Here is a 12,454-nt window from a genome sequence, read left to right as displayed (position 1 = left end):
GAGGTTTTATGATCGACACACATAAAATTAATAGTACAATTACGAACACCTCGGTAATCACCTGTGCTATTTCAAAAACACGATATAAACTAGTGAAAAAACCTCCCGAAAAGTACATCAAAAGCCTTCAACTTGACCTGTTTTCGCAATTTGTCACCAATGACAAAAGTGAAGTCTCCAATACCGTAGAGGTATGGGAGAGTATTCCGAAATATTTTTTTACCTCTACCCAAGTAGAGAAGCTACGCACCAAAACAGGTCATGCCGATCCCTACAAAATGGAATTTTCATATGATGGAATTGCCTTTAGCGTAAAAATTCAGCCTGCTCTGATTGAACAAAAAGGCGGCGGTTATAAAGCTTGTTTTCCTAGTGTTACTGAAGAACTTGTTGAAGAAGCCTTAAAAAAGTTCCTTACTATCCAAAATCATGGAATCCATGATGTCAATAAAGCCGAGACATGGGTACGATTTTCTTTGAGCATGATTTACCGCGAACTCAAATCTAGAGGACGCACGAGAAGTCGAAATGAAATTAAGCATGCGATTGAAGTTATGAATAAATGTAACATCTCATTATTTAAAGATAAAAAAGAAATCTGGAGTGGAGCAATTCTTCAAGATCTAGTCACGGTTGGTCGTGAGGAATATCTAGCAGATACTGACGCTCATCATATCGGTAGACTTCCCTTATTCATTAGTAACGCAATTAATCGCTTGGAATATAGACAGTTTAATTATGACCGATTAATGAGTTGTAATGAGCAGCTTTCTCGTTTTATTTACAAAAAATTAATAAACCGCTATCGGCATGCAAACTTAATTAATAATTACCATTTTATGTTCTCCGATCTAAAAAATAGTGGGTTACTACAGCAGAAAAGAGACATTGACAATAGAAGAAAGGTGCTTTCAGCCCTAGATGAATTGAAGGAAAAAAATATAATCGCACGCTACGAAACAGATGATCGAAAGGAAGGTCGAGCAATTATAGACGTAAAATATGTAATATTTCCTTCTAATCAATTCATTAGTGAACAAAAAGCAGCTAACAAGCGTGTTAGTGATAATTCTGAAAAACAACCTATTGATGTATTCCCTAAACCAATGGCTAAGCTAAAATAGCTAGAAGGTTTGGCTCACAATACACAGGAGATGTAGTAGGTACAACTCACATTTAATCTTTATAAACTCTCCTCAAAATGTACCTTCTCTAAGATATTCATTTGAATACCTCACTTTCATGTAAGTACTTCTGTACTTCAAAAGTGATAAATTGATCATGCAAGGTAACTTCTAGATCATTCGAGGCCTAACCTTTACATCATTTTTGCTCTACGAATATAATAATAAGACATTGAATTAACATGTAAAGAATATTCTCGTTCAATTTCCATTTTGAAAATATTAAGGTCTCCTAAATAATAATTCATCCTGTCGGGTTTATACACTTACTGTGGATTATTTTTTAATTTGTAGAAGGTATGGCTCACACAAAGTAGTAGGTTTAATACACGTTTTAAAGGTAATGTAGAAGGTTAAACTCACGTTTAGTAGAAGGTTTAACGCACACTAATTATTTCAAAGATCAACCTGGACAAAAATTTATATAAATTTCTGCATTATTCAGTGCTCAACTAGAAGGTATAACTCACAATAATTCAAAAAAGTAGTAGGCTTAACTCACACTAAGTAGCAGGTTTAAATCACATTTAACTTAAAAGGTAGAAGGTTTTACACACAAAACGCTTTTAGTAGAAGGTTTAATACACATTAATCTCTGTTAGAGTATACATATGTATCTGTTTCAATGATACTTTTAAAATTTTCAAAAAACTCTATTCTTTTCTTTATTTAATCTTATTATTAATTCTTATTTTATTCATATCTGTGTACATGTGGATAACTAAAATAACCAACATTAAAGTTAAATCGAGATCGCTACGCTCACCTAAAAAATGGGGCTGTCTGCCCCAAACCCCGAGGATATTTAAAAAACAGTGATGTTCCTTTTACAACAGCGAAGCCTAATATCACGTTCAAGATAGGTTCTGATGAAATCATAGCGCCAATTTAAGCTTGCTTAGTCATTAATTGCCAACAGACTGTCAGGAAAACCACCCCGTAACCAGAGTTCGTTTATGGCTTCGAAATGTTCATCACCAGTGATATATTCCAAAATATTGACCGGAAACATTTCGATATACGAAAACCGGCCAGTCAGCGTTTCACTCGATTGTTTTAATAAATCAATTGAGGCTGGGGGAACCGCAGAATTCGGAAAAAATCGTACGCTAAGCTAACGGTGTTCTCGTGACAGCTCTTTGACTAGGCTTTCTAAGGAGTCGTCTCAGAAAACGGAAAATAAAGCACGCTAAGGCATAGCCGAACCTGCCAAGCTTGCTCCACCCTGTAGTGACGCGATCAGCGGGCAGGAAACGTTCCCCCTTCGCGCATGGCAGGCGCACACCAACTCAGACAGCACGGCCTCCATGCGCGCCAGGTCAGCCATTTTCTCGCGCACGTCCTTGAGCTTGTGCTCGGCCAGACTGCTGGCTTCCTCGCAATGGGTGCCATCCTCCAGCCGCAGCAGCTCGGCGATCTCATCCAGGCTGAAGCCCAGCCGCTGGGCTGATTTCACGAAGCGCACCCGCGTTACATCCGCCTCGCCATAGCGGCGGATGCTGCCATAGGGCTTGTCAGGCTCCAGCAACAAGCCCTTGCGCTGATAGAAACGGATGGTCTCCACATTGACCCCGGCCGCCTTGGCGAAAACGCCAATGGTCAGGTTCTCCAAATTGTTTTCCATATCGCTTGACTCCGTACATGAGTACGGAAGTAAGGTTACGCTATCCAATTTCAATTCGAAAGGACAAGCGCATGTCTGAACCAAAAACCGGGCGCGGCGCGCTCTTCACTGGAGGGCTTGCCGCCATCCTCGCCTCGGCTTGCTGCCTCGGGCCGTTGGTTCTGATCGCCTTGGGGTTCAGCGGCGCTTGGATCGGCAACTTGGCGGTGTTGGAACCCTATCGCCCCATCTTTATCGGCGTGGCGCTGGTGGCGTTGTTCTTCGCCTGGCGGCGCATCTACCGGCAGGCAGCGGCCTGCAAACCGGGTGAGGTCTGCGCGATTCCCCAAGTGCGAGCTACTTACAAGCTCATTTTCTGGATCGTGGCCGCGCTGGTTCTGGTCGCGCTCGGATTTCCCTACGTCATGCCATTTTTCTACTGATCGGAGTTCACCATGAAGAAACTGTTTGCCTCCCTCGCCCTCGCCGCCGTTGTTGCCCCCGTCTGGGCCGCCACCCAGACCGTCACGCTGTCCGTACCGGGCATGACCTGCTCCGCCTGCCCGATCACTGTCAAGAAGGCGATTTCCAAGGTCGAAGGCGTCAGCAAAGTTGACGTGACTTTCGAGACACGCCAAGCGGTCGTCACCTTCGACGATGCCAAGACCAGCGTGCAGAAGCTGACCAAGGCAACCGCAGACGCGGGCTATCCGTCCAGCGTCAAGCAGTGAGTCACTGAAAACGGCACCGCAGCACAACGGACGTCATTGTCTGGCGCCACAAACGATAAAGGATCTGTTGCATGACCCATCTAAAAATCACCGGCATGACTTGCGACTCGTGCGCGGCGCACGTCAAGGAAGCGCTGGAAAAAGTGCCAGGCGTGCAGTCGGCGCTGGTGTCCTATCCGAAGGGCACAGCGCAACTCGCCATCGTGCCGGGCACATCGCCGGACGCGCTGACTGCCGCCGTGGCCGGACTGGGCTACAAGGCAACGCTAGCCGATGCGCCACTGGCGGACAACCGCGTCGGACTGCTCGACAAGGTGCGGGGATGGATGGCCGCCGCCGAAAAGCACAGTGGCAACGAGCCCCCGGTGCAGGTAGCGGTCATTGGCAGCGGTGGAGCCGCGATGGCGGCGGCGCTGAAGGCCGTCGAGCAAGGCGCGCAGGTCACGCTGATCGAGCGCGGCACCATCGGCGGCACCTGCGTCAATGTCGGCTGTGTGCCGTCCAAGATCATGATCCGCGCCGCCCACATCGCCCATCTGCGCCGGGAAAGCCCGTTCGATGGCGGTATTGCGGCAACTGTGCCTACGATTGACCGCAGTAAGCTGCTGGCCCAGCAGCAGGCCCGCGTCGACGAACTGCGGCACGCCAAGTACGAAGGCATCCTGGGCGGTAATCCGGCCATCACCGTTGTGCACGGTGAGGCGCGCTTCAAGGACGACCAGAGCCTTACCGTCCGTTTGAACGAGGGTGGCGAGCGCGTCGTGATGTTCGACCGCTGCCTGGTCGCCACGGGTGCCAGCCCGGCGGTCCCGCCGATTCCGGGGTTGAAAGAGTCACCCTACTGGACTTCCACCGAGGCCCTGGCGAGCGACACCATTGCCGAACGCCTTGCCGTAATCGGCTCGTCGGTGGTGGCGCTGGAGCTGGCGCAAGCCTTTGCCCGGCTGGGCAGCAAGGTCACGGTCCTGGCGCGCAATACCTTGTTCTTCCGTGAAGACCCGGCCATCGGCGAGGCGGTGACAGCCGCTTTCCGTGCCGAGGGCATCGAGGTGCTGGAGCACACGCAAGCCAGCCAGGTCGCCCATATGGACGGTGAATTCGTGCTGACCACCACGCACGGTGAATTGCGCGCCGACAAACTGCTGGTTGCCACCGGTCGGACACCGAACACGCGCAGCCTCGCGCTGGACGCAGCGGGGGTCACTGTCAATGCGCAAGGTGCCATCGTCATCGACCAAGGCATGCGCACGAGCAACCCGAACATCTACGCGGCCGGCGACTGCACCGACCAGCCGCAGTTCGTCTATGTGGCGGCAGCGGCCGGCACCCGTGCCGCGATCAACATGACCGGCGGCGATGCGGCGCTCGACCTGACCGCAATGCCGGCCGTGGTGTTCACCGATCCGCAAGTGGCGACCGTGGGCTACAGCGAGGCGGAAGCCCACCACGACGGGATCGAGACCGACAGCCGCACCTTGACCTTGGACAACGTGCCGCGTGCGCTCGCCAACTTCGACACACGCGGCTTCATCAAGTTGGTTATCGAGGAAGGCAGCCATCGGCTGATCGGCGTACAGGCGGTCGCGCCGGAAGCGGGTGAACTGATCCAGACGGCGGCTCTGGCCATTCGCAACCGCATGACGGTGCAGGAACTGGCCGACCAGTTGTTCCCCTACCTGACGATGGTCGAGGGGTTGAAGCTCGCGGCGCAGACCTTCAACAAGGATGTGAAGCAGCTTTCCTGCTGCGCCGGGTGAGAAAAAGGAGGTGTTCAATGAACGCCTACACGGTGTCCCGGCTGGCTCTTGATGCCGGGGTGAGCGTGCATATCGTGCGCGACTACCTGCTGCGCGGATTGCTGCGCCCGGTGGCGTGCACACCAGGCGGCTACGGCTTGTTCGATGACGCCGCCTTGCAACGGCTGTGCTTCGTGCGGGCGGCCTTCGAGGCGGGCATCGGCCTCGACGCGCTGGCGCGGCTGTGCCGGGCGCTGGATGCGGCGGACGGCGACGAAGCGGCCGCGCAGCTTGCCCTGCTGCGTCAGTTCGTCGAGCGTCGGCGCGAAGCGTTGGCCGATCTGGAAGTGCAGTTGGCCACCCTGCCGACCGAGCCGGCACAGCACGCGGAGAGTCTGCCATGAACAACCCCGAGCGCTTGCCGTCCGAGACGCACAAACCGATCACCGGCTACCTGTGGGGCGGACTGGCTGTGCTGACTTGCCCCTGCCACCTGCCCATCCTCGCTGTCGTGCTGGCCGGCACAACCGCCGGTGCTTTCCTCGGCGAGCATTGGGTCATCGCGGCGCTCGGTTTGACCGGCCTGTTCCTTCTGTCCCTGTCGCGGGCGTTGCGGGCATTCAGGGAAAGAGAATGAGCGCTTTCCGGCCGGATGGATGGACGACGCCGGAACTGGCCCAAGCGGTCGAGCGCGGGCAGCTTGAACTGCACTACCAGCCCGTCGTCGATCTGCGCAGTGGTGGGATTGTCGGCGCGGAAGCCCTGTTGCGCTGGCGTCATCCGACGCTTGGACTATTGCCACCGGGCCAGTTCCTGCCCGTGGTCGAATCGTCCGGCCTGATGCCTGAAATCGGCGCTTGGGTGCTGGGCGAAGCCTGCCGCCAGATGCGTGACTGGCGAATGCTGGCATGGCGACCGTTCCGGCTGGCCGTCAATGTTTCGGCGAGCCAAGTGGGACCGGACTTCGACGGGTGGGTAAAGGGCGTGCTGGCTGATGCCGAGTTGCCCGCCGAGTATCTCGAAATCGAGCTGACCGAATCGGTCGCGTTTGGTGATCCGGCGATCTTCCCCGCCCTGGACGCCTTGCGGCAGATCGGTGTGCGCTTCGCCGCCGATGACTTCGGGACGGGGTATTCCTGTCTGCAACATCTGAAGTGCTGCCCAATCAGCACGCTCAAGATCGACCAATCGTTTGTCGCCGGGCTCGCCAACGACCGCCGCGACCAAACCATCGTGCACACCGTGATTCAGCTTGCGCACGGGCTGGGCATGGATGTGGTGGCTGAAGGCGTGGAAACATCGGCGAGTCTTGATCTATTGCGACAAGCGGACTGCGACACAGGACAAGGCTTCCTGTTCGCGAAGCCAATGCCGGCGGCGGCATTCGCCGTCTTCGTCAGTCAATGGAGGGGTGCCACCATGAATGCAAGTGACTCGACCACCACCAGTTGCTGCGTGTGCTGCAAGGAAATCCCGCTCGATGCCGCCTTCACCCCGGAAGGCGCGGAATACGTCGAGCACTTCTGCGGGTTGGAGTGTTATCAACGCTTCGAAGCGCGTGCCAAGACAGGGAACGAAACCGATGCCGATCCGAACGCCTGCGACTCGCTACCGTCAGATTGAGGCATACCCTAACTGGATGTCAGGCAGGGCCGCGCCGCTTAGTCAGAATAGAGTCATCTTTCGCATTTTTTGACACATGCCTGCGAAGGTCATAGATTTCAGCCTGACAGAAACGGGGTTTGAGGCACAACGGAACAGAAGGAGCACTTAAGCCGCCTTCAACCAAGGAGACATCGTGCAGGGGCACCGCATCGGCTACGTCCGGGTCAGCAGCTTCGACCAGAACCCGGAACGCCAGCTGGAACAGACACAGGTGAGCAAGGTGTTCACCGACAAGGCATCGGGCAAGGACACCCAGCGCCCCCAGCTCGAAGCGCTGCTGAGCTTCGTCCGCGAAGGCGATACAGTGGTGGTGCACAGCATGGACCGGCTGGCCCGCAACCTCGATGACCTGCGTCGCTTGGTACAGAAGCTGACTCAACGCGGCGTGCGCATCGAGTTCCTGAAGGAGGGCCTGGTGTTCACTGGCGAGGACTCGCCGATGGCCAACCTGATGCTGTCGGTGATGGGGGCCTTCGCTGAGTTCGAGCGCGCCCTGATCCGCGAGCGGCAGCGTGAGGGCATCACCTTGGCCAAGCAGCGTGGCGCGTACCGGGGCCGCAAGAAAGCCCTGTCCGATGAGCAGGCTGCTACCCTGCGGCAGCGAGCGACGGCCGGCGAGCCCAAGGCGCAGCTTGCCCGCGAGTTCAACATCAGCCGGGAAACCCTCTACCAGTACCTCCGCACGGACGACTGACACATGCCGCGTCGCTTGATCCTCTCGGCCACGGAGCGGGGCACCCTGCTCGCGTTGCCAGAAAGCCAGGATGACCTGATCCGCTACTACACCTTCAACGACTCCGACCTGTCGCTGATCCGTCAGCGGCGCGGCGACGCCAACCGCCTCGGCTTCGCCGTGCAACTCTGCCTGCTGCGCTACCCCGGCTATGCGTTGGGCACTGACAGCGAGCTGCCCGAACCGGTCATCCTGTGGGTGGCCAAGCAAGTCCAGACCGATCCGGCGAGTTGGACGAAGTACGGCGAGCGCGATGTGACCCGTCGCGAGCACGCCCAGGAACTGCGCACCTACCTTCAACTGGCCCCGTTCGGCCTGTCCGACTTCCGCGCCCTGGTGCGCGAGCTGACCGAACTGGCCCAGCAGACCGACAAGGGCTTGCTGCTGGCCGGCCAGGCGCTGGAGAGCCTGCGGCAGAAGCGACGCATCCTGCCGGCGTTGAGCGTGATCGACCGGGCTTGCTCGGAGGCCATTGCACGGGCCAATCGGCGGGTCTACCGCGCCCTGGTTGAACCGCTCACGGACTCGCATCGGGCCAAGCTGGACGAGCTGTTGAAGCTCAAGGCCGGCAGCAGCATCACCTGGTTGACCTGGCTGCGCCAGGCACCGCTGAAACCCAACTCTCGGCACATGCTTGAGCACATCGAGCGGCTGAAGACATTTCAGCTGGTGGACTTGCCCGAAGTCCTGGGCCGGCACATCCACCAGAACCGCCTGCTCAAGCTGGCCCGCGAGGGTGGGCAGATGACGCCCAAAGACCTCGGCAAGTTCGAGCCGCAGCGGCGCTATGCGACCCTGGCCGCCGTGGTGCTGGAGAGCACTGCAACCGTGATTGATGAGCTGGTGGATCTGCACGACCGCATCCTAGTCAAGCTGTTCAGCGGCGCGAAGCACAAGCATCAGCAGCAGTTCCAGAAGCAGGGCAAGGCGATCAACGACAAGGTGCGCCTGTACTCCAAGATCGGCCAGGCGCTGCTGGAGGCCAAGGAAGCCGGCAGCGACCCCTATGCCGCCATCGAGGCGGTGATCCCCTGGGACGAGTTCACCGAGAGCGTCAGCGAAGCCGAGCTGCTGGCCCGGCCGGAGGGCTTCGACCACCTGCACCTGGTCGGCGAGAACTTCGCCACCCTGCGCCGCTACACGCCGGCTCTGCTGGAGGTATTGGAGCTGCGCGCCGCCCCGGCCGCGCAGGGCGTGCTGGCAGCCGTGCAGACGCTGCGCGAGATGAACGCCGACAACCTGCGCAAGGTGCCGGCCGATGCTCCCACCGCCTTCATCAAGCCGCGCTGGAAGCCACTGGTGATCACCCCGGAAGGCCTCGACCGGCGCTTCTACGAAATCTGCGCCCTGTCCGAGCTGAAGAACGCCCTGCGCTCCGGCGACATCTGGGTCAAGGGCTCGCGGCAGTTCCGCGACTTCGACGACTACCTGCTGCCGGCCGAGAAGTTCGCCGCGCTCAAGCGGGAACAGGCCCTGCCGCTGGCGATCAACCCGAACAGCGACCAGTATCTGGAAGAGCGCTTGCAGCTGCTGGACGAGCAGTTGGCCACTGTCGCCCGCCTGGCCAAGGACAACGAGCTGCCCGATGCCATCCTCACCGAGTCCGGGTTGAAGATCACCCCGCTGGATGCGGCGGTGCCGGATCGGGCGCAGGCGCTGATCGACCAGACCAGTCAGTTACTGCCGCGCATCAAGATCACCGAACTGCTGATGGACGTGGACGACTGGACGGGCTTCAGCCGCCACTTCACCCACCTGAAGGACGGGGCCGAGGCCAAAGACCGGACGTTGCTGCTGTCCGCGATCCTCGGTGATGCGATCAACCTCGGGCTGACCAAGATGGCCGAGTCGAGCCCCGGTCTGACCTACGCCAAGCTGTCCTGGCTGCAAGCCTGGCACATCCGCGACGAGACCTATTCGGCGGCCCTGGCCGAGCTGGTCAACCACCAGTACCAGCATGCCTTCGCCGCCCACTGGGGCGACGGCACCACCTCATCCTCCGATGGCCAGCGTTTCCGGGCTGGCGGCCGGGGCGAGAGCACCGGACACGTCAACCCGAAGTACGGCAGTGAGCCGGGACGGCTGTTCTACACCCATATCTCCGACCAGTACGCGCCGTTCAGCACCCGCGTGGTGAATGTCGGCGTGCGCGATTCCACCTATGTGCTCGACGGCCTGCTGTACCACGAGTCCGACCTGCGGATCGAGGAGCACTACACCGACACGGCCGGCTTCACCGATCACGTCTTCGCCCTGATGCACCTGCTGGGCTTCCGTTTCGCGCCGCGCATCCGCGACCTCGGCGAAACCAAGCTGTACGTGCCGCAGGGCGTGCAGACCTACCCGACGCTGCGGCCGCTGATCGGCGGCACCCTGAACATCAAGCACGTCCGCGCCCATTGGGACGACATCCTGCGCCTGGCCAGCTCGATCAAACAGGGCACCGTCACTGCCTCGCTGATGCTGCGCAAGCTCGGCAGCTATCCGCGCCAGAACGGCCTGGCCGTGGCCCTGCGCGAGCTGGGCCGGATCGAACGCACGCTGTTCATCCTAGACTGGCTGCAAAGTGTTGAGCTGCGCCGCCGCGTGCATGCCGGCCTGAACAAAGGTGAGGCGCGCAACTCGCTGGCCAGGGCGGTGTTCTTCAACCGCCTTGGGGAAATCAGGGATCGGAGCTTCGAGCAGCAGCGCTACCGGGCCAGCGGCCTCAACCTGGTGACGGCGGCTATCGTGCTGTGGAACACGGTGTACCTGGAGCGCGCCACCCAGGGGTTGGTCGAGGCCGGCAAGCCGGTGGACGGCGAGCTGCTGCAATTCCTGTCGCCGCTGGGCTGGGAGCACATCAACCTCACCGGCGATTACGTCTGGCGGCAGAGCCGCAGACTGGAAGAGGGGAAGTTTCGGCCCCTACGGATGCCCGGAAAACCTTAGCGTACGATTTTTTCCGAATTCTGCGAGCCCCCCAGGCTGATCCCAAAAAGAGGAACTGCCCTACCCTTTTACCTTTCCTACGTTGTTTGATCTATGATTCCACGAATGGGCGCAAAAATGTGAGGTAGTCGCTGTACTTCATCCAGAATAATTAACTTATCGCTGTTTGCTCTATGGAATGCTTCGATGTCTTGTGCTTTCTGAATATCGAGCCGATTCTCTAAGTCAAGATAGATAGATGAAACTGTATCTGCAATATTAATTGCAAGCGTTGTTTTTCCTACTTGTCGGGGCCCCATAAGCGCTATAGATGGATTTACTGCCAGAGCAGAGCGTATATTTCCCTCAAGATATCGTTTTATCATTTATGCATTCATAACATAAAATGTTAGATTTGCATAATTACTCTGCCTTTAATTCTTAAGTATTTATTTGAACCGAAGATTTCGTTATAGTAGTTGTGCAGTACAGGCAGGGATGCCGATGGCTGTAAACGGTGATATACCGACCCCATAGCTTGCAAAAGCCGTGGGGTTTTATTCAACCCAGAAAATTATAAGATAGCTATCTGGATATCTATTCTATATAGATATCCAGATAGCTATCCTAATTTATTCTCCCTTTTCCCAGTAATTTTGGGGCTATTCCATCTAAGGCTTAATGTTTGGAGTGTTTGTACAAATATTTCAGCTATTTGAGAAGCTGTTGCTGGTTGCCTCCATTGAAGCGCCATTCAACTTCCTTCAAAACCCAGTAGAAATTATCCTGTTTGATGCCGTTAAATTTGCGCATCTGGAGCTTGGCCTAGTTCCAGAAATTCTCGATGCCGTTGATGTGGTTTTGCCTGTCGGCGAATAATTCCGTGTGGTTGATCCGCATGTGATGGAAATCAGAAACATCGAGCGCGTTATAAGATCGAAACGTGTCCGTATAAACGATGCTTTCTGGACGGACTTTTTCTTTAATGAACGGCAAGAGCGTCTCGGTTTTCGCATTCGGGATGATCGCGGTATAAACCTTGCCGGCAGCGCCCCGGCCACGCCTGTCCTTGCGGCGGCCGCCAAAATAACTTTCATCCGCCTCCACTTCGCCCGAGAGTTCATAGCTGGGCAGTTTGCTGGCGATCAACTGGCGCAACCGCAGATAAAATGCCGTCGCGACCTTCACGTTCACCCCAACAACTTCCGAGGCCGCCCGCGCCGTTGCCCCGGCCACGAAATAATCTATCAATCTGCCCTGCTGCCGTGGCGTTAAACGGCTTTTGCGCTCATACATAATCCCCTTCTAGCTTATCGCCTTAGATGGAATAGCGCCTTGTTTTTTTATACCCACATCGTTTCGAATGATATCCATTTATAGATAGCTATCTAAATATCTGTGTATTGTAGATATCCGGATAGCTATCTTATAATTCGTTCAGTCATATCAGATGTTTTATTAATATAGTTAAAATAGAATGCAGCATAAAGTTATTATGAGATTTAATAGATGAACGAAGATAATTGATTTAAATTAAAGCTGAAAGTTATTTTTAAACTGTAAAAGTAAATATTTTGGAGTGTAAATGTAGATAGCTAGCAAGCTATCCAAAGATAAATGCCAACGATATAAAGTAAATTAAATTTTTAATGGATAGCTATCAATTTTAAATAATGAGAATCTACCTAAGTAATTGTTATCAATAACAGTTAAGTACTGAAATATTGAGCTACTTAGACTATATGGTATAGGTTGTTATTTGAGATTAAAAACAACTAAGAATATCGAGCTATTTATATTATTAGATAGCATGCTAGCTAGCTATCAATTTATGATAATTGATAGCACAATATTAATATTGGTAAATTAGACACTATATAGATAGCTATCAA

Annotated in this window: 11 protein-coding genes and 1 pseudogene; 9 read left to right on the top strand and 3 right to left on the bottom strand. The window is 54.9% G+C overall.

The window, feature by feature from the left end; translation table 11 throughout:
* The coding region (locus ABF87_RS08285; protein WP_345789896.1) for a hypothetical protein at nt 1-1,124 on the top strand (1,124 nt) is incomplete at its 5' end.
* 1,249 nt (nt 1,125-2,373) lie between these two features.
* Here ABF87_RS08285 and ABF87_RS08280 read toward each other — a convergent pair.
* Nucleotides 2,374-2,808 (bottom strand): mercury resistance transcriptional regulator MerR, encoded by a 435-nt coding sequence (locus ABF87_RS08280; protein WP_003131969.1) that lies wholly within the window; start codon nt 2,806-2,808, stop codon nt 2,374-2,376.
* 71 nt (nt 2,809-2,879) lie between these two features.
* On the opposite strand from ABF87_RS08280, the gene merT reads away from it, so the two are divergent.
* The 8 genes from merT to ABF87_RS08235 all read left to right on the top strand — a co-directional run bounded on the left by merT (nt 2,880) and on the right by ABF87_RS08235 (nt 10,583).
* Nucleotides 2,880-3,230 (top strand): mercuric ion transporter MerT, encoded by a 351-nt coding sequence (gene merT / locus ABF87_RS08275; protein ID WP_003131974.1) that lies wholly within the window; start codon nt 2,880-2,882, stop codon nt 3,228-3,230.
* Nucleotides 3,231-3,242: 12 nt separating this feature from the next.
* Complete coding sequence (gene merP / locus ABF87_RS08270) at nt 3,243-3,518, top strand: mercury resistance system periplasmic binding protein MerP (protein ID WP_003131987.1); 276 nt, start codon at nt 3,243-3,245, stop codon at nt 3,516-3,518.
* 71 nt (nt 3,519-3,589) lie between these two features.
* Nucleotides 3,590-5,275, top strand: coding sequence for a mercury(II) reductase (gene merA / locus ABF87_RS08265; RefSeq protein WP_160828656.1), 1,686 nt, complete (start codon nt 3,590-3,592; stop codon nt 5,273-5,275).
* Nucleotides 5,276-5,292: 17 nt separating this feature from the next.
* A complete protein-coding gene (gene merD / locus ABF87_RS08260) occupies nt 5,293-5,658 on the top strand; it encodes a mercury resistance co-regulator MerD (protein ID WP_000995360.1) in 366 nt (121 codons plus the stop codon).
* The gene (gene merE / locus ABF87_RS08255; RefSeq protein ID WP_003132004.1) at nt 5,655-5,891 is read left to right on the top strand and encodes a broad-spectrum mercury transporter MerE; all 237 of its coding nucleotides are present in this window, start codon (nt 5,655-5,657) and stop codon (nt 5,889-5,891) included. The genes merD and merE overlap by 4 nt, the downstream gene beginning before the upstream one ends.
* Nucleotides 5,888-6,877, top strand: coding sequence for a DUF3330 domain-containing protein (locus ABF87_RS15020; RefSeq protein WP_003132006.1), 990 nt, complete (start codon nt 5,888-5,890; stop codon nt 6,875-6,877). The genes merE and ABF87_RS15020 overlap by 4 nt, the downstream gene beginning before the upstream one ends.
* Before the next feature lie 175 nt (nt 6,878-7,052).
* A complete protein-coding gene (locus ABF87_RS08240; RefSeq protein ID WP_010921730.1) occupies nt 7,053-7,613 on the top strand; it encodes a recombinase family protein in 561 nt (186 codons plus the stop codon).
* A 3-nt stretch (nt 7,614-7,616) separates the two neighbouring features.
* On the top strand, nt 7,617-10,583 hold the full coding sequence (locus ABF87_RS08235; RefSeq protein ID WP_160828654.1) for a Tn3-like element TnAs1 family transposase: 2,967 nt from the start codon (nt 7,617-7,619) through the stop codon (nt 10,581-10,583).
* A gap of 77 nt (nt 10,584-10,660) precedes the next feature.
* On the opposite strand, the gene ABF87_RS08230 is transcribed toward ABF87_RS08235, so the two are convergent.
* Nucleotides 10,661-10,948 carry an AAA family ATPase gene (locus ABF87_RS08230; protein ID WP_205012675.1) on the bottom strand — a complete coding sequence of 96 codons (288 nt, stop codon included), beginning with the start codon at nt 10,946-10,948 and terminating at the stop codon, nt 10,661-10,663.
* A 325-nt stretch (nt 10,949-11,273) separates the two neighbouring features.
* Nucleotides 11,274-11,858 (bottom strand): annotated as a pseudogene (locus ABF87_RS08225) (IS1595 family transposase).
* Nucleotides 11,859-12,454 lie beyond the last annotated feature (596 nt).

The organism is Nitrosomonas sp. JL21, from assembly GCF_009833095.1.
Lineage (GTDB): Bacteria > Pseudomonadota > Gammaproteobacteria > Burkholderiales > Nitrosomonadaceae > Nitrosomonas.
This window is presented reverse-complemented; position numbering and strand designations above follow the sequence as displayed.

Excerpts from the sequence above, each read along its gene's own strand:
- ABF87_RS08235 (WP_160828654.1), top strand. The coding sequence starts at position 7,617 with ATGCCGCGTCGCTTGATCCTCTCGGCCACGGAGCGGGGCACCCTGCTC.
- ABF87_RS08230 (WP_205012675.1), bottom strand. The coding sequence starts at position 10,948 with ATGATAAAACGATATCTTGAGGGAAATATACGCTCTGCTCTGGCAGTA.
- ABF87_RS08280 (WP_003131969.1), bottom strand. The coding sequence starts at position 2,808 with ATGGAAAACAATTTGGAGAACCTGACCATTGGCGTTTTCGCCAAGGCG.
- merE (WP_003132004.1), top strand. The coding sequence starts at position 5,655 with ATGAACAACCCCGAGCGCTTGCCGTCCGAGACGCACAAACCGATCACC.
- merP (WP_003131987.1), top strand. The coding sequence starts at position 3,243 with ATGAAGAAACTGTTTGCCTCCCTCGCCCTCGCCGCCGTTGTTGCCCCC.
- merA (WP_160828656.1), top strand. The coding sequence starts at position 3,590 with ATGACCCATCTAAAAATCACCGGCATGACTTGCGACTCGTGCGCGGCG.
- ABF87_RS15020 (WP_003132006.1), top strand. The coding sequence starts at position 5,888 with ATGAGCGCTTTCCGGCCGGATGGATGGACGACGCCGGAACTGGCCCAA.
- merT (WP_003131974.1), top strand. The coding sequence starts at position 2,880 with ATGTCTGAACCAAAAACCGGGCGCGGCGCGCTCTTCACTGGAGGGCTT.
- merD (WP_000995360.1), top strand. The coding sequence starts at position 5,293 with ATGAACGCCTACACGGTGTCCCGGCTGGCTCTTGATGCCGGGGTGAGC.